The sequence below is a fragment of the Streptomyces sp. NPDC058637 genome (genome assembly GCF_042717325.1).
Classification (GTDB): Bacteria; Actinomycetota; Actinomycetes; order Streptomycetales; family Streptomycetaceae; genus Streptomyces.
The window spans coordinates 1-18,456 of record NZ_JBHXRD010000026.1 but is presented as its reverse complement, the minus strand read 5'-3'; the positions used below and the strand labels follow the sequence as shown (position 1 = coordinate 18,456).

The window sequence follows — 18,456 nt, the reverse complement described above, 5'->3', positions numbered from 1 at the left end:
GCGGGCCCGCGGCTCCGCCCGGCTCACACGGTGTCCATGACGGCCAGTCGTTTACGGGCGTCGGCCACCGCGCGCAGGGTCAGCACCGCGGAGGACCCCATGTAGCCGGACGCGTCGAAGATCTCGTCCAGCTCCGCGGAGGTCAGCATCGAGGCCGCCTGCGTGTGCTCCTCCAGGACCTCCCGGACCGGCCGGCTCTGCGTCTGCGCCTGCTGCGTGATGTCGTAGACCAGCTCGTGCGCCCGCTGCTTGCCCATCTGGCGGCCCAGCGACAGCATGAGCCGCTCCGACATAACCCGGTCGGCGGCGACCTCGGTGTTGTCCCGCAGCCGGTCCACGTGCACCTGGAGGCCGGTGGCGCTCTCCAGCATCATGTCGCAGGCGGCCAGGCAGTAGTGCGACACATCGGGCACACAGGACCACTCGATCCGCAGGGCGCGGGCGTCCCGCTCGTGGTCGCCGATCAGCGCGGCGAAGGAGGCGCTCGCCTGCGCACCCGTCAGCCGGGCCATCACGACGACCTGCTCCAGGCGCTCGGGGTTGCGCTTGTGCGGCATGGTGCTGCTGCCGACCTTGCCGGGCCGCCATGCCTCGGACAGCTCCCCGAACTCGGGACGCACCAGCGTACGCACCTCGTCCGCGATCCGGCCGAGCGTGCCGGTGACCATCGCCAGGGTGCTGACGAACTCGGTGGGCCGGTCACGGGCCGCGTGCCAGCCGATCGTCGGGGTGTCCAGACCGAGGCGGCGGGCGAAGCGCTCCAGCAGGTCGGGACCCTGGTCACCGAAGCCCGCCATGGTGCCCGCGCCACCGAACAGCTGGGCCACCAGAACACGTTCACGCAGCTGCTCGACGCGCTCGTAGTGGCGCAGCAGCTCGTCCGTCCAGCCGGCCACCTTCAGGCCGAAGCTCATCGGGAGGGCGGGCTGGGCGTGGGTGCGGCCCAGGGCCAGGGTCTCGGCGTGCCGCTCCGCCAGCGTGGCGAAGGTCGCGACGAGTGACGACAGCCGGGCCTGGAGCACGTCCAGCACGTCGCGGATCTCCAGGCTCTGCCCGGTGTCCTGGATGTCCTGGGTGGTGGCCCCGTAGTGGATGTACTGCCCGGCGTCCGGGCCGCAGGCCTCCTCGAAGACGCGCAGCAGCCCGACCAGCGAGTGGCCCGAGCGCTCGATCTCCCGCTGCACGTCGTCCAGGTCGACGTGCTCCAGGTGGGCGGTGGCCGCGATGGTGTCCGCCATGTCCTGCGGGATCATGCCTATCTCGGCCTGCGCAAGGGCGAGCGCGGCCTCGATGTCGAGCCACCGCTGCTTGCGGCAGACGTCGCAGAAGATGCGGCGGCTGTCCGGTGAGGCGTAGCGGTTGCCGTAGAAGCGGGAGTCGGTGATGTGGCCGCGTTCGTGCCGACACGGCTCGGTCGCGGAATCCAGGTGGGTGTGGGTGGTCATGGCATCCCCTCAGGACGGGCGTCAGAGGCTGGAACGGGGTGGTTCAGAGGTCGCTCGGCTTGAGATACGGGCAGGTGCCGTACGGCGGGGCCGAGGCGTCGATCCGGGTGCGCTCCGCCAGGCGCAGCGCGGCCGAGCGCGGGCTCTCGGCGTGCCGGCGGGCCACCGTGAACAGCTCGTCCACCAGCTGGCGGGTCAGATGCGCGGACCGGGACAGCACCTGGGCGGCGCTCGGCACCGTACGGGCACCGAACAGCGCCTCCATGGACGCCGAACCGCCGATCCCGCCGATGAAGTCCGGTACGACCAGGACCCCCCGGGCGTGCAGGGCGTCCTCCGTCGCGTCGGTCAGCCCGTGGTTGGCGCCGACCGCGACAGCCGGGCAGCCGAGCGTCGCGGCCTGCTCAGCGTCGATGGCGTCGGCACCGGCGGCCAGCACCAGGACGTCGGCGGACACCCCGAACAGCGACGCGTTCCCCGGCAGGGTGCGCCCGGGGGCCAGCTCCGGGACGGGCGTGCCCGGGGCGCTGCGCAGCAGCCGCTCCAGGTCGAGGCCGGCCGGGTCGGCCGCACAGCCGTACTCGTCGGAGACCGCCGTGACCCGTACGCCCTCCTCCAGGAAGGTGCAGGCGGCGGCCCGTCCCAGGGTGCCGAAGCCCTGGAGGGCGACCGAGAGGTTCCCGGAGCCGCCGGCCGCCCGGGCGGCGCCGATCGCCGCGTGCGCCAGGACGTGGCCCGCCCGCCGTCCGCTCAGAGTGAGCAGCCCGGCCTGTTCGTCCAGGCTGGCCATGCGGGCGAAGAAGTCCTGGTCACTGAGGCGCTGTGCGGTCTTCACCGCGTACTTGACGGAGGGGATCTGCTGGGCGGCGGCGAGCCGCTGGAGGTCGTCCCACCGGGTCCCCATGTCCGAGCCCATGCTGAACCGCCGGTGCAGCTCGTCGTGCAGGAAGGCCAGGAAGCCGCTCATCGCCTCCTCGGCGTCGGCGGCCCTCGGGTCGTGGTCGACGCCGCACTTGGCGCCGTCGACGTTGAGGCCCAGCACCCGCTGCTTGAGCGTCATGCGCCCTGCCAGTCCGGCCAGTTCGGCCGCGCCCAGGCCCGGCCGCATCCGGCAGCCGCCGGCTGCCAGCGGGGCGGTGTCACCGTCGTACGCCAGCCAGCCCCGCACCCGGCCCGCGGGGTCCTCGTAGGAGAGGATCTGTGCCATGTCTGCCTCTTCTCGCCTTCGTCGCGTCAGGAAGCTTTCGGTCGGTCGCCGTCACCCGAGGAGGGCCAGCACGTCCGCCTCGGTGACCAGGCCCTCGGGCAGGCCTCCGGCCACCGCGACGGCGGCGGTGGCCCCGGCCTCGGCGAGCGTGGCCAGCACGCCCGCCGCCAGCCGGCCGGTGCCCGCGGGCGGCGGCGGCGGATCCATGTGGTCCGCGACCTCGTCGTCCGGGCCGATCGCGCCCCGGGCCAGGCTCCGGGCGAGGGCGGCGGGCGTCAGTACGCCCTGGATCTCGGGGAGCCGCACCGGCGGCGGGGCGGAGGCGACCAGCAGATGGGTCAGGTCCCGCTCGCGCATCAGCTTCACGGCGGCCGTCACGGACTCGTGCGGATCCACGAACACCAGTTCACGGCGCGCTGTCTGACGCTCCAGCAGGTCGCTGACCCGGGGGCCCTCGCCCGGCTGGTCGGCGAAGCCGAAGCGCTCCGTCCAGGACTCGTCGAAGATCTTCGAGAGGTAGCCGCGCCCGGAGTCCGGAACGAGTACGACCACCACGTCGTCGGGGCCCGCGTCACGGGCCGCCTCCAGGGCCGCCGCCACCGCCATGCCGCCCGAACCCCCGGTGAGGATGCCCTCCTCGCGGGCCAGCCGGCGGGTCATGGCGATGGAGTCGGCGTCCGAGACCTTGATGATCCGGTCCGGTACCGCCGGGTCGTAGGAGCCCGGCAGCGACGGCTGCCCGACCCCCTCCACGACGTACGGGCGCCCGGTGCCACCGGAGTAGACCGAGCCGTCCGGGTCGGCGCCGATCACCCGCACGCGGCCGCCCGACACCTCCTTGAGATAGCGCCCGGTGCCCGAGATGGTGCCGCCCGTGCCGACGCCCGCGACGAAGTGGGTGACGCCGCCCCGGCTCCGGGACCAGATCTCCGGACCGGTGGTGCGGTAGTGGGACTCGGGGTTGGCCGCGTTGGCGTACTGGTTCGGCGAGAAGGCGCCGGGGATCTCGGCAGCCAGCCGGGCGGCCGTGCTGCGGTAGGAGTCCGGGTGGTCCATCGGGACCGAGGAGGGACAGATCCGCACCTCGGCGCCGTACGCCCGCAGGACCGCGATCTTGTCCGTCGACACCTTGTCCGGACAGGTGAACAGGCAGCGGTAGCCCCGCTGCTGGGCCACCAGGGCGAGCCCGACACCGGTGTTGCCCGAGGTGGGCTCCACCACGGTGCCGCCGGGGCGCAGCAGGCCCGCCTCCTCGGCGTCGATGATCATCCGCAGGGCGATGCGGTCCTTGGACGAGCCGCCCGGGTTGAAGTACTCCAGCTTCGCCACGACGGCCGGGGCGAGGCCCTCGGCCACCCGCCCCAGCCGCACCATCGGGGTGTCACCGATCAGATCGATGACGGATTCGTGCCACTGTCCGGGGCCTCCGGGGCCTCCGGGGTCCTTGGTGCCGTCCGTCGCCGCAGTCACGCTCGGTCCTCGCTCTCCGTCGGGCGGCGGTACGGGCTGAGGTGCCGCAGACTCGTGCGCACCTCCACCACCGCCGGTCCTCCATGGGCCAACGCCTTGGCCAGTACGGGGCGTACGTCCGCCGGGGTGCGGGCGGTCAGCCCCAGGGCGCCGAACGACTCGGCCAGCCGGGCGAAGTCCGGGTTCGCGAGATCGGTGGCGATCGTCCGGTCCGGGAAGGCCCGGTTCTGGTGGGCCCGGATGGTCCCGTAACTGCCGTTGTTCGAGACGATGTAGACGACCGGCAGCTCCAGGCTGCACGCGGTCATCAGCTCACCGCCGTTCATCAGGAAGCCGCCGTCGCCGACCACGGCCACCACCGGGGTGCCCTCGGCCCGCAGGGCGGCGCTCACCGCGCCCCCCACGGAGAAGCCCATCGAGCTGGAGCTGATGCCGAGCAGCCGGCCGCGATCCCCGAAGCGCAGATAGCGGTAGACCCAGCTGGTGAAGGTCCCGGAGTCGACGACCACGGTGACGTCGCCGTCCGTCAGCTCGTCCAGGGCCGCGGGCACGGCACCGAACACCACCCCGTCCTCGGCCTCGACCGGCTCCCAGACCGCCTTGCGCACCTCGATGGAGTGCAGCTCGTCCCGCCAGGCCGTCCGGTCCGCGCCGGAGGCGGGCCAGGTGGCCAGCTCCCGCAGGAAGGACACCGGGTCGGCGGCGAAGCCCGCCTCGGGCCGGTGGAAGAGTCCGATCCGGCCCGGGTCCGGGTGGATGTGCACCAGCGGCTGCCGGTGCGCCGGGCCGGGCGCCGGGAACCGCCGCCCCTTGGTGGTGCTGGTGTCCAGCCGGGTGCCGACCGCCAGGACGAGATCCGCCCGGTCCAGGGCCGCCAGCTGGGCGCCCTGGGTGGAGTTGTGCAGATGGCCGGCGTAGGAGGGATGCCGGTTGGACAGCAGGTGCTGGTTCTTGTTGCTCGTGACGACCGGCAGGTGGTGCCGCTCCGCCGCCGCCCGCAGCAACGCGCGCCCCTCGGCGCCCTCCAGCCCCGCCCCGGCCAGCAGCAGCGGGCGGCGGGCCGCCGCCAGCAGCTCGCGGATCCTGCCGAGCCCCTCCGCGTCCGGCACGGCCGGACCGACGGTCCGGGCCCGTGAGGGCACGCCCACCGGGTCGGCCGCCGCCCACACGTCCTCCGGCACCCCGAGGACGACCGGGCCCGGGGTGCCGGACTCGGCGACCCGGATCGCGCGGGCGACGAACTCGGCGGCGGACGACGGGTCCTGGAGCGTCCAGACCGCCTTGGCCGTGCCGCCGAACTGCCGCCCCAGGTCCATGCCCTGGAACGGCTCCCGGTCCGTCTCGTCCACCGGCACCTGGCCGACGACCAGGACGAGTGGCGAGCCGTCCTCGGCCGCCGCGTGCACGCCCACGGCGGCGTTCGCCGCACCCGGACCGCGGCTGACCAGGCAGATACCCGCCCGCCCGGTCAGCTTGGCGTCGGCCAGGGCCATGAAGGCCGCCGAGCCTTCGTGCCGGCAGGTCACCACATCGATCGACGGGGTGTCGTACAAGGCGTCGAGCGCGGGCAGATAGCTCTCCCCGGCCACGCAGAACACCCGGTCCACGCCATGGCCGCGCAGGCTCGCCACCACGGTGTGCGCCACCGTCGGGGGCCGGCCCAGGGGGCCTGTGGTCACTGTCGACACGCTGAGTCTCCTCGGCAGCAGAGGGTCGGTCAGCCCGCGGAGGCGGACGACGGCGGCAGATAGGCGGCGGTGGCGGTCTGCGGCGGGTAGATGATCGCCGAGTCGTCGAAGCTCTGCTGGTACTCCTGGTACTGCAGGAGTGCCAGCTCCGGGGTGTTGTGGTGCCAGTGGGCCGGGCCGCGGCCGAAGCGCAGCGGACCGCACCAGGTGTCGAACTCCATGGCCTCCAGCGCGTCCAGCAGGTCCTCCCGGCTGTCCGAGCGGGCCGCGTCCAGGGCGGCGGCGATGATGGTGACATCGGTGAAGTGGGTCAGCGCGGTGTCCGGCGGGAAGGTGCCGTAGCGCTCCACGTAGCGGTCGATGAACCAGCGGCCGGTGTCGGTCAGGCCCTCCCACGACGGCCGGTAGCGCATGCCCGGCCACATCGTGCCGACGCCGTCCTTGCCCGACAGCCGCCAGAAGTCGTCGGAGCGCAGCGGGAATCCGAAGGTGACCATCATCGGCGTGTGCGGCCGCAGCCCGACCTCCGCCGCCTGCTCGACGATCATGTAGTTGGTCTTGATGACGGCGCCGTTGATGAACAGGTCCGGCTCGAAGTCCCGGATGGCGCTGAGCTGTTCGCGGAAGTCGGTGGTGTCGTCCTGCGGGAAGTCGAAGCGCAGGAACTCCATGCCGTACCGCTGGGTGCCGTACTCGACGAGGGTGTCGGCCATCTGCTGGCCGAAGACGGTGTCGGCGGCGATCAGCCCGATGCGGCGCATCCCGGCGGACTCGGCGAAGTCGAGCATCACCGGCACCCGGTCGGCGATCGAGAAGTAGGAGCGGAAGACGTTGCGCCGCTTCTCCGCGGTGATCAGGCTGTGCCCGTTCTCCACGAAGATCGGTACGCCGTACCGGGTCGCGACGTCCACCACCGAAGGGGTGGTGCGCAGGTGCCACTGGCCGATGGCCGCCACCACGTCGTCCACGAGGGCCAGCTTGACCATCTGGGCGGCCGAGGACCGGGCCATGCCCTCCTGCTTCGCCGTCGCCTGGTCGTCGTAGAGCACGAACTCGACCTGCCGGCCGCCACGGATCCCGCCGCGCTCACGGACGTACTCGGCACCCAGGCAGGCGCCCCGGGTCACCAGCTCACCGGCCGTGGGGTCGCCGGGCTCGTTCAGCGGGGTGACGATGCCGATGCGGACGGGGTTCTCGCCCGCCAGCTTGTTGACCTCGTCGACGCCGGCCCGGGCGCGCTCTTCGAAGGTGGTCGGGGCGGTGGTCATCGCAGCTCCTCCTGATAGATGGCGCATTCAGAGTTCGAACGTGGCGAGATAGGGGGCGAAACGCTCCTCGATGAGACGTTCGGTCAGGCCGAAGCTCTCCGGCGTGTACGCGTGGTGGCCGGTCGTCGCGTCGTTCTCGGCCGCCATGAACGCGGTCATGCGCGCACGGGCCTCGGCGGTCAGGGGTACACCGATGTAGTCGCACACCTTCTCCGCGGCACCGAGCGGATCCTTGACGACCTCGCGGAAGCCGAGGTCGAGCGGAGGCGTGGACATCGGACCGGCGCCGGGCCGCAGCCCGTTGAGCGCCCGGGAGGCGTGGTCCAGCCAGTACCGGCCGATCTCCTCCCGGTCCACCCGGTCGGACCGGGCGGAGCGTACGGCGGCGGTCAGGCTGCACACGCTGGGCACCGCCACCGTCGGGGAGCGGTGCAGCCGGACGACCTTGGCGTCCGGATACACCGCGGCCAGGTCCTCGGCGTGCCACAGGTGCGAGGGGCACTTCAGCAGCACGGGGGCGCCCGGGTCGCGGCGCAGCACGCACTGCAGCTGCTCCCGGTGGAAGGCGTAGGACTCGCGCATCGAGAGCCCGTCGAGCCGGCGGGCGTAGCCCGGTATCCGGTAGCGCAGCGCGTAGATCGAGTGCCGGAAGGAGTTGGCGGTCAACCGGTGGCACTCCTCCGGCAGTTCGGCCTTCAGCAGATGGATCGACCGGAATTCGGGGGCCGCCCGGTAGTACTCCTCGATGTACGTCTCGCACTCCCGGACCAGCTGCTCGGGCGCGGCTTCCGAGGCCGGCGCCATGGTCTCCCACAGCCGGGGCGCGCGCAGATCCGGGTGCTGGGCCAGCAGGTGCTGGAGGAACGTCGTCCCGGTGCGCAGCAGACCGGTGATGAAGACCGGCCGCACCGGGACCTCGCGTACGGCGGGGTCGGCGGCGGTCATCCGGCCGACCCGGAGCTGGGTCACCAGGGCCGATCTGAGCGCCGCCCGGGTGCGGACCCGGCCCGCCTCGTGCAGCCGGGCCTCGGCGTCGATGCCGGCGGTGAGCTCCGCCAGGTCCGTCAGGAAACGCAGCGGAGTGTCCTCGTCCACCCCCGCGATCTGCCGGGCCTCGGCCGCCAGCACCACCGGGTCGAGGTCCGCGGGGTGTGCGGAGGTGGGATCGAACGCGTCCGGGCTCATGTACTCCTGCCTTCTGCGGGATGCCGTGCATTTCGCAGGTCTTTTTCGTACGTGAAACCGGCCGGTCCGGGTGATATTCACACCTGATTTCGATCCGGTCGGCAGGCACCAACAATAGGCGTCGCGGCCTGACATGCCGCTGACGCATACCTGACCATGTTCGGGACCGGAAAGTCTTGCGAGCGTATCCGCGGCTGTGCGATAACTGATGGAAAACTGAAGGTGTTGATCCGGCGTGAACGGAAGTGAACATGACTGACGTCATGGAAGAAACCGACAGCGTGCTGGATGCGATCCAGCGGTATACGGTCGCGGATAATCCCAGCGCATTTCTCGCACTGAACAGCGGCAACAGCTATTTCACATCCGAGAACTCCCCGGGTGTGATCGTCTATCGCACCACCGGCCGGTATCTGGTGCAGTTCGCCGGGCCTTTCGCCCCTGAGGAGACCCGCTCGCGGCTGCTGCGGGAGTTCACCGAGTTCGCCCGCGCACAGGACCGGAAGATCGTCGCGGTGCAGGTCCAGGCCGGCGACACCGCCCCGTACGTGGAGCAGGGATTCACGATCAACCAGATGGGGTCGTCGTTCGCGGTCGGCCTCGACGACTTCACCCTGCGCGGCACCGCGTTCATGCAGCTGCGCAACAAGATCTCCCGGTCGCTGCGCAGCGGCCTGGAGATCAAGGAAGTCCCGCTCGACTCCTGGTACGAGGAGATGCGCGCGCTGGACAAGCTCTGGCTGGGCACCAAGGGCGAGGAGGTCAAGCAGCTGGAGTTCCTCATAGGCCAGTACGGCGGCCGCTACCAGCACCTGCGGCGGCTGTTCGTCGGCGTCCTGGACGGCCGGCTCACCGGCTACATCACGTACTCCCCGGTCTACGGGCAGCAGGCCGGCTGGCTCCACGACCTGACCCGGCGCCACCCCGACTCCCCGCCCGGGGTGATGGAGGCGATCAACAAGGCCGCCATCGACACCTTCAAGGCGGAGGGCGTGCACTGGCTCCACTTCGGCTTCACGCCGTTCACCGCGCTGGAGGCCAGGCCGCCGCTGCCGGGGCACAACCGCGCGTTCCACTGGTTCATGGGCCACCTGTGGAAGCACGGCGAGGGTGTCTACCCGGCCCAGACGCAGCTGGCGTACAAGGAGAAGTGGGCCCCCGACCGCATCACGCCCGAGTACCTGGCCTTCCAGGACGGGGCGAGCATCCCGGGACTGGTCCACATCTTCCGCGCCTGCAACGCCGTCTAGGAGCCCTCGTCCGGATCGGGCGATCCGGACGAGGCCCTGGACGTCCACCCGGACAGAAATCAGGAGGAACGCAGATGTCGGAACAGATCGACGCGGCGGGGCAGCGGGTCTTCGAGATGTTCGGCGCCGTCGCCGGCGCCCCGGACGACGTGGCGGCGGGCCAGGAGGCCGACGCCGCGCTGGCCGCACTCGAAGCGCTGCTGGTCGAGGCGGGCGGCCCGGCCGGGGACCGGTGAGGGACACCCCCACCGGACACGTCATCCGGCAGGGGCCGTCGGCTCGGGCTCAGCTCAGGCCGACGGCCCCTGCTTCGCGCGTTCCACCGCTTCCCACAGGTACCAGCAGGCCACCGTGCGGTACGGGCGCCACAGGACACCCCGCTCCTCGATCTCGGCGCGCCCGGCCAGCTCCCGCAGGCCGAAGGCCAGCGAGAAGCCGTTGCGGACGCCGTAGTCGTCCAGGGGCAGCACGTCGGGGCGGCCCAGCCGGAACATGAGGAACATCTGCGCGGTCCACCGCCCGATGCCCCGTACGGCGGCGAGGCAGTCCACGACGTCCTCGTCGGCCATGCCCGCGATGACGTCCAGCTCCGGCAGCCGGCCCGACTCCACCCGGGCGGCCAGGTCGTGGAGCGAGGCCGCCTTGGCCCGGGAGAGGCCCGCCGAGCGCAGCCGTTCCTCGGAGGCGCTCAGGATCTGCTCGGGGAGCAGTCCCTCGCTCGTCTCGGGGAACAGCGCACGCAGCCGGCCGAAGATGGTGGCCGCGGCCTTGTTGGACAGCTGCTGGTAGACGACCGCCTCGGCGAGCGCCCCGAAGACGGTGGCCGCCTCGTTCACCCGCATGGCGAACGGGCCGATCTCGTCGATGAGGGCACCGAGACCCGGGTCGGACCCGCGCAGATAGGCGAGGGCCGTGTCCGGGTCGAAGGGAAAGGCGTGGCCGCCCACGGGCCGTGTCCCGCCGGTCCCGGCCGCGCGCTCGACGGCCAGCAGCCCCAGCTTGGTGGTCACCCCGCCGTTCGCCGAGAAACCGCCCGGCTTCCCGCCCGCCGCGACCACCCGGTGACAGGGCACCACCAACGCGAACGGATTGCGCGCGAGCGCCTGCCCCACGGCCCGCGCGCCGCCGGGCTGCCCGAGCCGCTCCGCCAGCAGCCCGTAGGTGAGGGTCGTACCTGCGGGGATCCGCCGCGCCTCCTCGTACACCCGCCGGCGGAAGGGCGGCACCGCGGACAGGTCCAGCACGATCGAGCCGAGGTCCGCCGACGCCCCGCCGAAGTGCCGTACGAGTGCGTCGACGGCGGTCCGCACGGCGGGCGGCGGTTCCCCCTCCACCCCGTCGGGCGCCGCCAGTGCCAGGCGGGCCCGGGTGCCCTCCTCGTCCGGCTCGGGCAACTGCACGCAGGTGACGCCGCGGTCGCTCCACGCGATCCCGCACCGGCCCACGGCCGAGTCGAACAACGCGAATCCAGGGTTCATCCGTCCACCGTTCTCTCTCACCTCTGCCTCATGCCCGCAACGGGCGGCGGGGGCGGGCCGGCATGAGTGCCGACCCGCCCCCGCTGTCGTTCAGGCGCCCGAAATCAGGACGCGCAGATACAGAACTCGTTGCCGTCCAGGTCCTTCAGGACGACCCAGCCGTCGTAGGACGCGACCTCGGTGGCGCCGAGGCTCTTGGCCCGCTTGGTCTCACCCTCCAGGTCACCCGTGAAGAGGTCCAGGTGCAGGCGGTTCTTCCCTTCCAGCTTCTCCGGGACGAGCTGCAGCGAGAAACCGACCGCGTCCTTCTGCGGGGCCTCGAAGTACATGGTGCTCTCGTCGGAGGACGAGACCGTGTATCCGGTCACCTCCTGCCAGAATTTCGACGCCTTCTTCAGGTCGTTCGTGTCGATGCATACGTTGCCGATGGAGACGGCCATGTATTCCTCCTGGTGCGAAATGTGCGAACGCCGCTATTTCTGACGGCGCGTAACCCGACGGACAGTTCTACAGGATTCGGGGTGCCCGTGCACGCAGAAGATCGATTGCCTCCGGGATGCCCATGTACCTCAGGCGAGATTCGGCCAGTTCGTCGTTCCACCGGGCCGCGAGATCCCATCGGGACTGCGGAGTGGTGTCGAGCATTCGGCAGCCGGGGAACAGCTCGAAATCGGTGAGCAGATCCCGGTGCTGGAGCATGCCCTCCTGGAACAGCTCCTCGCGGTGCATGACGAATTCACGGTCGTTGATCTCGCCCCACAGCTCGCGTCCGCGGCCCAGGATGTGCAGCACGTGCGCACGGTCCTCGGGGTGGCTGATCAGGTGTTCCCTGACGATCGAGCTGCCGACCGCGAGGTGGCGGATCTCGTCGATCGCCGCACCCCGGGCGATCTCGCCGGCGACCGGGTCCAGGACCCCCCACTTGCGCTCGCTGAGCTCGGTGGAGGCGGCGAGCACGCCCTCGATGATGACGGCGAACGCCACGACCCCGCCGATGAAGTCGCCCTCCTCGCGCGTCACCGTCTGCGCGAACTCCTTGATCGGGGTGAGGACCGTCTTCTCGTACTCCCCGCCGACCTCCCGGACCCACGGCATCAGCCGGTCGGCGGACACCACCTCCAGGTCGAGGATGTGGTTGCGGAAGATCATGTGGTGGCGGGCCTCGTCCAGCAGCTGGGTGGAGAAGAACTCCAGCTCGGGGATGCCGGGCGCGGTGGCGACGTAGTCGGCCAGCACACGGGTGGCCGCCTCCTCGTCCAGCGCACGGTAGGCCAGCTCCAGGCTCAGCGCCTCCCGCAGCGGGCCGGGCTCGCGCATGTGGGCGGGCGTGGTCACCTCGGGGGCGTACCCCAGCGGACGCCCCCGCAGGGTGCCCTGGGCCACCGCCGAGAACCAGTACGCCAGGTCGCACTGGTCGACCGTCAGGGACAGCGAACCGGCTCCGTCCAGCAGCCCCGGCGCGTTCTCCCAGTCGGCCTCGATCGGTATGTCAACGGCCATCTCGGATCACTCCATGTCTAGTTGGTGGTCCGGGCGGACTGGCCGGCCCGGGTACTCGCGCCGAGGTCGGGTACGCCCTCGGGGTGCAGACGTCCGGCGAAGGTGAGCAGCGGGCTTCCGCTCCCCGGCTCCCCGTCGAGCACGTCCGCCGTCAGCAGGTCGTGGTCGCCGATCTGCCGGCAGTCGGAGAGCGCGCAGGCCAGGTGGGCGAGGCTGCCGCCGATCAGCGGCGCCCCGGTCAGGGCATCGGCCGTCCACTCGACGCCCTCGAACTGGGCGTCGCCATGGCCCCGGCCCGGAGCGGCGAACTGCCGCGCCAGGTGCCCCTGTTGGTCGCTGAGCACGTTGACCGAAAACACGCCTGCCTTGCGCACCATCGCGGTAAACGTGGACGAGGCCCGCAGGCACACACCGACCACCAGAGGCGTGCGGGAGAGCGCCACCACGGCGCTCACTGTCGTGCCGTGCCGCAGGCCGTCGTTGTTGACGGTCAGTACGGTGACGCCGGCGGCCACCCGCCGCAGGGCGCGACGGCCGCTCTCGGAGCCCAGCTCCTCCTGAGAGGCCGCCGCCGTACCTGAGGAGAGGGAGGTCAAAGCCCGGCTCCCTGCGTGATGTGCGACGCGTCGTCGGGCACCGGGACCGCGGGCACGCGCTCGGACAGCCCGGCCGCCCCCGCCCGGGCCCGCACGTGGTCCACCAGACGCTGGTAGAGCGGCTCGGAGACCGGCTCGAAGGGCAGACCGAAGGGCTTGAGGAAGTTCCCGAACACCCCGCGGTCACCGAGGACGTGGAACGGGATGGCGAGCAGCGCCCACTCGGGGCCGATCAGCCAGAGCCACAGTCCGACGACGGCGGCCTGGGTGATCAGGCTGTGCATGCTGTTGTAGAGCACGTAGAACACCTTGGGGATGCGCCCGTCGGAGCTCCGACGGAAGGCGATCGCCCCGGGTATGTAGCCGATCAGGTCGATGTAGGCGAACAGCGCGATGAACGGGATCCACCGGATCTCGCCGAAGTGGATGATGATCAGTACGATCGAGAGTACGAAGCCCACGAGATATTCGGCCCGGTGCAGCTTGAATGTGTTGGGCGTCTCGAACGGGTTCTTCTGGTCCACGATTTCCTCCGCAGAATGGGTCGTGCGGCCCGTGCACAGGTGGGTCAGGACAGGTGGAGCGGACCTCCCTCGAAATAGTCGACCAATTCCGTTGCGAGACTTCCGCGCGACGGGGGGTGAAAGGCCAGCGCACGGACCGCCGACGCCAGATAGGCCACGTCCGGCGAGCCGACGAACGACATTCCGCCGAGCATCTCCGTAGCCGCGTCCACCGCGGCGGCGAGCAGGTCCTGGGTCGCGTACCGGGCCACCAGCACCAGGGCCACCGCCTCGTCGCCCTCGACCCCGTCCGCGATGGCGCGCGCCGCGCCCTCCTGGAGGTCCACGGCGGCCTGGAGCCGCACCGACAGCGCCGCCCGGTCGCTCACACTGCCGCGCTTGCGCTCCAGCACCTGACCGACCAGCTGCGCGGCGACGCCCGTGTAGGCGGACGTGACCAGCAGCTCGAACCAGGTGAAACCGGAGGTCTGGAGGTCGTCCAGACGCTGCTGGTCCTCCGGCGTACTGCTGATGACCAGCTCCTGGGGCACCCGTACGTTCTCCAGCCGCACCAGATCGCTCTGCGCGGCGGCGAGCACGGGCGTGGACCAGAACGGCTCGACGCTGATCCCGGGCGAGTCGGCCGGGATCAGCAGCAGCGCGAGACTCGGACGGCCCGCGTCGTCGGTGACCGTGACACTCGCGGTCAGCAGGTCCATCGAGCGGGACAGACTGCACGGCTTCTTCTCGCCGTTGACCAGGTAGCCGTCGCCGTCGCGCTCCGCGACGACCGCCGGCAGCAGGATGTTCTGGTCCGTCCTGCCCTCCGCCCAGGCCGACGAGAGCAGCAGCCCGTCCGTCGCGACCGAGGAGAGCAGCTTCGACTGTGCCGAGGTGAGACGGTCGGCGGAGGCCGCGAGGCTGAAGAGCATCGCGACCGTGAAGTGGTGCATGACCGTCGCCACGCCCAGGGAGGGGGACAGCGCGCCCAGGGCACGCTGCACGCGCACGGCGTCGAGGGGTCCCGAGCCGTGACCGCCGAATTCCTCCGGGACGAGCAGACCGGCGCCCGCATGGGCGCGGAAGATCTCCACGACCTGGCTGTCGGCCGATTCGCGTTCGGTCAGTGGAATGGCTTCGAGAGCCGCGATCAGACCCGGATGGAACTTCTCGGACGCGGCGCGTGCAGAAGCCAGGAATCGCATCGCTGTACCTCCTAGAACGGTGTAGCCATGGATGTGAGGCTGTCGCCGACGAAAATCGAGTATGTCAGCACTCGACTGACGTCCTGCTGACACTCAACTGACCCTCGAAACACCTGTGTCCGACGGTTATGGATGTCAGCGTGGAGTCAGCAACGTGCCTTACCTTCGGTGAAATGAATCTTGCGGAAAGGGAATTTCTCGCGCACGCGGCCGGCCAGGCCGCCGACTATGTCGCCGGGGTCTGCGAGCGCCCGGCCGGGGCCACCGCCGGAGCCGACGAACTGATGAAACTGCTCGGCGGACCGATGCCCGCCGGGCCCACCGAGCCCACCGAGACGATCGACCTGCTCGGCCGGGCCGCCGCCGAGGGCGGAGTCGTCGCCAGCTCCGGCCCCCGTTACTTCGGATACGTCGTCGGGGGCACCCTGCCCGTGGCGGTCGCCACCGACTGGATCGCCACCGCCTGGGACCAGAACAGCGGCATCTTCGACCTCGGGCCCGCGGTCGCCACCGCGGAACACATCGCCGCCGGCTGGCTCCTGGACCTGTTCGGACTGCCCGCGGGCACCTCGGTCGGCTTCCCGACCGGCTGCGCCATGGCCCACCTGACCGCGCTGGCCGCCGCCCGCCACCACGTCCTCGCCGAGGCCGGCTGGGACGTCGAGCGGCAGGGACTCCAGGGCGCGCCCACGGTCCAGGTGGTGGTCGGCGAACAACGCCACCTCACCATCGACCTGGCCCTGCGCTACCTCGGGTTCGGCTCCGACCAGCTCCGCGTCGTACCCGCCGACGGCGAGGGCCGGATGCGGGTCGAGGCGCTGGCGGAGGTGCTCGACGCGTGCGAGGGACCCACGATCGTCTGCGCCCAGATCGGGGACGTCAACTCCGGTGCCGTCGACCCGGTCTCCGAGATCTGCGACCTCGCCCACCGGCGCTCCGCCTGGGTCCATGTGGACGGCGCCTTCGGGCTCTGGGCCGCGGTCAGCCCCACGCTGCGCCACCTGGTCGCCGGGGTCGAGAAGGCCGACTCCTGGGCCACCGACGCCCACAAATGGCTGAACGTGCCCTACGACTGCGGACTCGTCTTCGTCTCACGCCCCGAGGCCCACAGCTCCGCGATGCTGCGGACCCGCACCGACTACCTGCCCGCCGGTACCCCCGGTGAGCGCGACGCCATCGAGTGGGTGCCCGAGCTGTCCCGCCGGGCGCGCAGCCTGCCGGTCTGGGCGGCGCTGCGCAGCCTCGGCCGGTCCGGCGTCGCCGACATGATCGACGGCTGCTGCGCCCATGCCGGCCGCTTCGCCGAGCTGCTCGGCGGCTGCGAGGGCGTCGAGGTGCTCAACGAGGCCGTGCTGAACCAGGTGCTCGTCCGGTTCGGCGACGACGACGCCGTCACCCGGGACGTGATCGCCCGCCTCCAGGACTGCGGCACCTGCTGGTTCGGCGGGACGACCTGGGGCGGCCGGGCCGCGATGCGGATCTCCGTCACCTCCTGGCGGACCACCGCCGAGGACGTGGACCTGTCCGTGGCGGAGATCCGCACGGCACTGGCCGGCGCCCTCGCGGCCGCGAGTGGCACGGAGGGCGGGAAATGACCGCCGCCCCGGCACACGCGCACCACCGTCACCCGGCCGGGCACGGTGCGGCTCGCCTCCTCGGCGGCGGACGGTTCTGGGGGTGTTGTCCGTGTCCCGACTGTTCGGTTCTCTCGCCGGCGAGGTGACCAGCGCGGAACTGGCCGCAGCCGCCAGCCGCCAGGCCCACGGAGGGCGCGACGGGCGGGGGGTGCTGCGGGGGCCCGGCTGGTCCCTCGGATGCAACCGGCTCGCCGTGACGGAGGCCGCACACGCGGGCCAGCCCTACCGGTCGCCGCAGGTCCCAGGTGTCGTCGCCGCTCTCGACGGCGAGCTGTACAACCACCGCGAACTCCGCCGCCGCCTGCGGGCCCGCGGGTACGTCTTCCCCGACCGCTCCGACGGCTCCCTGCTGCCGGCCCTCTACGCCGAGTACGGGCTGGGCTTCGCCCGGCACCTGGACGGCATGTTCGCGATCGCCGTGATCGACCAGCGGACGGCCGAGCCCTCACTCGTCCTCGCCACGGACGAGTACGGCATCAAGACCCTGTACTGCCACACAGCGCCGTCGGGGGCCGTCCGCTTCGCCTCCGAGCTGTCCGCGCTGCTCGCCTTCTCCCAGGTCCCCGCCGTGCGGCGCGACACGGGCCTCGACGACTACCTGACCAACGGTGCCTGCCTCGGCAACCGGACGCTCCTCGAAGGCATCCGGGTCCTGCCTCCCGCCACCACCGCGTCGGCCACCGGCAGCCAGGGACTCGTCGTACGCCGCCGCGCCGAGCGCACCCCCGAGGCCGCACCGGATCCCGACGGGCCGGACGGCGACACCCCGCTCCAGCGGGAGGTCCTGCGGCTGACCGGGACGGACGCCCGGGTCTGCGCCGTCATGACCGAGGGCACCGACTCCCAGCTCGTCACCGCGCTGGCCGCCCGGCAGCTGAGGGAGGCGGGGGAGCCGCCGCTGCACACCTTCCACGTCTCCTACCGGGGCCGCAGGCCGGGCGGCCGACAGGGATCGGCCCGCGCCGCGGCCCGCCGCAGCGGCACCACACACCATGAGATCGCCCTCGACGGCGCCGAGTTGGCCGACCTGCTGCCCCGCACCGTCTGGCACCTGGGCCAGCCCAACGCCGACCCGGCCGCCCTCAGCATGTACGCGCTGTTCCGGGAGGTGCGCGGCGCCGGGTTCTCCGTCGCCCTGTCCGGCGAGGGCGGCAGCGAGATCTTCGCCGGCCACCCGCGCGTCGTCCGCGCCGAACAGGACCCGCGCGGCAACGGCTGGATCGCCCCGTACGTCGACGCCGTCGCGGCCGTACCCCAGTGGCTGCGCGAGAGCCTGTACGCGGAGGACTACCGGGCCCATCTGCGCACCCAGGGCTCCGAGTCCGACCGGGTCGCCGCGTCCCTGCTCGCAGCCGACGGCGGGCGCCGCGAGACGCTCGCCGACTTCGAGACCCGCCACCGGCTGCCCGCCCACCGGCTGCGCCCGGTCGACCACCTCAGCGCCGCCTGGGCCGTGCAGGCCCGTATGCCGTATCTGCGCTCCGGGGTGCTGGCGTACGCCAGGCAGATCCGTGCCGGCAAGGCCCCGGTACCCGCCGGACCGCGGTCGGAGCCGCGGCCGGACGGGCTCACGCCCGCACAGATGCTCCTCGCCCCCGGCACCCCGCTGCTGCAACTGGCCTACGACACCCTCTCCTCGGAGCAGCCCTACGACGGCCGGCTGGATCCGGCGGCGGTGCGGCGGCTCCTGGCCGACCAGGTGCGCGCCTCCACCCCCGAGGGCGCGAGCGCCGTGTGGGCGCTGCTGGTGCACGAGCTGTGGAGCCAGGAACTGCGCATCATCGGCTCCACCGAACCCCTCGTCCTGCTGCCCGCCGAGCCCGCCCTGGCGGCCTGACCCGTACCGCACAGCAGCCGGCGCCCGGAGACGATCGTCTATACGGGCGCCGCCAGCGGGGGGGGGGGGCCCGGGGGCGGGCTCCCCCCCCCCCCGCGGGGGGGCGCTCGGTGCGGGGGGGGGGGGGGGGGGGGGGGCGGGGGGGGGGGGGGGGGGGGCCCCCCCCCCGGCCCGCGTGCTCCAGGGC

At 72.0% G+C, this 18,456-nt stretch carries 16 protein-coding genes; 4 read left to right on the top strand and 12 right to left on the bottom strand.

Features of this window, described 5'->3' with window-relative positions; all coding sequences use genetic code 11:
• Positions 1 to 23: 23 nt before the first annotated feature.
• Genes ACFWVP_RS24585 through ACFWVP_RS24560 form a run of 6 tightly spaced genes read right to left on the bottom strand, consistent with a single transcriptional unit; the run spans position 24 to position 8,263 of the window.
• The gene (locus ACFWVP_RS24585; protein WP_384499735.1) at positions 24 to 1,445 is read right to left on the bottom strand and encodes an adenylosuccinate lyase family protein; all 1,422 of its coding nucleotides are present in this window, start codon (positions 1,443 to 1,445) and stop codon (positions 24 to 26) included.
• A 43-nt stretch (positions 1,446 to 1,488) separates the two neighbouring features.
• A complete protein-coding gene (locus tag ACFWVP_RS24580) occupies positions 1,489 to 2,652 on the bottom strand; it encodes a Glu/Leu/Phe/Val dehydrogenase dimerization domain-containing protein (RefSeq protein WP_384499734.1) in 1,164 nt (387 codons plus the stop codon).
• Positions 2,653 to 2,703: 51 nt separating this feature from the next.
• Positions 2,704 to 4,122: a pyridoxal-phosphate dependent enzyme gene (locus tag ACFWVP_RS24575; protein ID WP_384499732.1), complete on the bottom strand. Its 1,419-nt coding sequence runs from the start codon at positions 4,120 to 4,122 to the stop codon at positions 2,704 to 2,706.
• Positions 4,119 to 5,810, bottom strand: coding sequence for a thiamine pyrophosphate-dependent enzyme (locus ACFWVP_RS24570; RefSeq protein ID WP_384499730.1), 1,692 nt, complete (start codon positions 5,808 to 5,810; stop codon positions 4,119 to 4,121). Before ACFWVP_RS24570 ends, ACFWVP_RS24575 begins: the two co-directional genes overlap by 4 nt.
• A gap of 29 nt (positions 5,811 to 5,839) precedes the next feature.
• Complete coding sequence (locus ACFWVP_RS24565; protein WP_384499729.1) at positions 5,840 to 7,078, bottom strand: ABC transporter substrate-binding protein; 1,239 nt, start codon at positions 7,076 to 7,078, stop codon at positions 5,840 to 5,842.
• 27 nt (positions 7,079 to 7,105) lie between these two features.
• A complete protein-coding gene (locus ACFWVP_RS24560; protein WP_384499727.1) occupies positions 7,106 to 8,263 on the bottom strand; it encodes a sulfotransferase family protein in 1,158 nt (385 codons plus the stop codon).
• Between the two features lie 251 nt (positions 8,264 to 8,514).
• Between ACFWVP_RS24560 and ACFWVP_RS24555 the strand changes: the two genes are divergently transcribed.
• Both ACFWVP_RS24555 and ACFWVP_RS24550 read left to right on the top strand, forming a co-directional pair.
• Positions 8,515 to 9,513, top strand: a complete 999-nt coding sequence (locus ACFWVP_RS24555; protein WP_384499726.1) for a bifunctional lysylphosphatidylglycerol flippase/synthetase MprF — start codon at positions 8,515 to 8,517, stop codon at positions 9,511 to 9,513.
• A gap of 74 nt (positions 9,514 to 9,587) precedes the next feature.
• Positions 9,588 to 9,749, top strand: a complete 162-nt coding sequence (locus ACFWVP_RS24550; protein ID WP_384499724.1) for a hypothetical protein — start codon at positions 9,588 to 9,590, stop codon at positions 9,747 to 9,749.
• 54 nt (positions 9,750 to 9,803) lie between these two features.
• Here ACFWVP_RS24550 and ACFWVP_RS24545 read toward each other — a convergent pair whose 3' ends face one another.
• The 6 genes from ACFWVP_RS24545 to ACFWVP_RS24520 all read right to left on the bottom strand — a co-directional run bounded on the left by ACFWVP_RS24545 (position 9,804) and on the right by ACFWVP_RS24520 (position 14,795).
• Positions 9,804 to 10,991: a methylated-DNA--[protein]-cysteine S-methyltransferase gene (locus ACFWVP_RS24545; protein WP_384499723.1), complete on the bottom strand. Its 1,188-nt coding sequence runs from the start codon at positions 10,989 to 10,991 to the stop codon at positions 9,804 to 9,806.
• 104 nt (positions 10,992 to 11,095) lie between these two features.
• Positions 11,096 to 11,431 carry a VOC family protein gene (locus ACFWVP_RS24540; protein WP_384499722.1) on the bottom strand — a complete coding sequence of 112 codons (336 nt, stop codon included), beginning with the start codon at positions 11,429 to 11,431 and terminating at the stop codon, positions 11,096 to 11,098.
• Between the two features lie 67 nt (positions 11,432 to 11,498).
• Positions 11,499 to 12,491: a VlmB-like protein gene (locus ACFWVP_RS24535; RefSeq protein ID WP_384499720.1), complete on the bottom strand. Its 993-nt coding sequence runs from the start codon at positions 12,489 to 12,491 to the stop codon at positions 11,499 to 11,501.
• 17 nt (positions 12,492 to 12,508) lie between these two features.
• A complete protein-coding gene (locus ACFWVP_RS24530; protein ID WP_384499718.1) occupies positions 12,509 to 13,087 on the bottom strand; it encodes a flavin reductase family protein in 579 nt (192 codons plus the stop codon).
• Positions 13,084 to 13,611 (bottom strand): hypothetical protein, encoded by a 528-nt coding sequence (locus ACFWVP_RS24525; RefSeq protein ID WP_384499716.1) that lies wholly within the window; start codon positions 13,609 to 13,611, stop codon positions 13,084 to 13,086. Before ACFWVP_RS24525 ends, ACFWVP_RS24530 begins: the two co-directional genes overlap by 4 nt.
• Positions 13,612 to 13,655: 44 nt before the next feature.
• Positions 13,656 to 14,795, bottom strand: coding sequence for an acyl-CoA dehydrogenase (locus tag ACFWVP_RS24520; RefSeq protein WP_384499715.1), 1,140 nt, complete (start codon positions 14,793 to 14,795; stop codon positions 13,656 to 13,658).
• A 173-nt stretch (positions 14,796 to 14,968) separates the two neighbouring features.
• On the opposite strand from ACFWVP_RS24520, the gene ACFWVP_RS24515 reads away from it, so the two are divergent.
• Together ACFWVP_RS24515 and ACFWVP_RS24510 are read left to right on the top strand one after the other, a co-directional pair.
• Complete coding sequence (locus tag ACFWVP_RS24515; RefSeq protein WP_384499713.1) at positions 14,969 to 16,390, top strand: pyridoxal phosphate-dependent decarboxylase family protein; 1,422 nt, start codon at positions 14,969 to 14,971, stop codon at positions 16,388 to 16,390.
• Positions 16,391 to 16,481: 91 nt separating this feature from the next.
• Positions 16,482 to 18,269, top strand: coding sequence for an asparagine synthetase B family protein (locus tag ACFWVP_RS24510; RefSeq protein ID WP_384499711.1), 1,788 nt, complete (start codon positions 16,482 to 16,484; stop codon positions 18,267 to 18,269).
• Positions 18,270 to 18,456: the final 187 nt, after the last annotated feature.

What these genes read in the sequence shown, in the direction of transcription:
- ACFWVP_RS24545 (WP_384499723.1), bottom strand. Translation starts at nt 10,991, where the DNA reads ATGAACCCTGGATTCGCGTTGTTCGACTCGGCCGTGGGCCGGTGCGGG.
- ACFWVP_RS24580 (WP_384499734.1), bottom strand. Translation starts at nt 2,652, where the DNA reads ATGGCACAGATCCTCTCCTACGAGGACCCCGCGGGCCGGGTGCGGGGC.
- ACFWVP_RS24560 (WP_384499727.1), bottom strand. Translation starts at nt 8,263, where the DNA reads ATGAGCCCGGACGCGTTCGATCCCACCTCCGCACACCCCGCGGACCTC.
- ACFWVP_RS24520 (WP_384499715.1), bottom strand. Translation starts at nt 14,795, where the DNA reads ATGCGATTCCTGGCTTCTGCACGCGCCGCGTCCGAGAAGTTCCATCCG.
- ACFWVP_RS24515 (WP_384499713.1), top strand. Translation starts at nt 14,969, where the DNA reads ATGAATCTTGCGGAAAGGGAATTTCTCGCGCACGCGGCCGGCCAGGCC.
- ACFWVP_RS24585 (WP_384499735.1), bottom strand. Translation starts at nt 1,445, where the DNA reads ATGACCACCCACACCCACCTGGATTCCGCGACCGAGCCGTGTCGGCAC.
- ACFWVP_RS24550 (WP_384499724.1), top strand. Translation starts at nt 9,588, where the DNA reads ATGTCGGAACAGATCGACGCGGCGGGGCAGCGGGTCTTCGAGATGTTC.
- ACFWVP_RS24540 (WP_384499722.1), bottom strand. Translation starts at nt 11,431, where the DNA reads ATGGCCGTCTCCATCGGCAACGTATGCATCGACACGAACGACCTGAAG.
- ACFWVP_RS24555 (WP_384499726.1), top strand. Translation starts at nt 8,515, where the DNA reads ATGACTGACGTCATGGAAGAAACCGACAGCGTGCTGGATGCGATCCAG.
- ACFWVP_RS24535 (WP_384499720.1), bottom strand. Translation starts at nt 12,491, where the DNA reads ATGGCCGTTGACATACCGATCGAGGCCGACTGGGAGAACGCGCCGGGG.
- ACFWVP_RS24565 (WP_384499729.1), bottom strand. Translation starts at nt 7,078, where the DNA reads ATGACCACCGCCCCGACCACCTTCGAAGAGCGCGCCCGGGCCGGCGTC.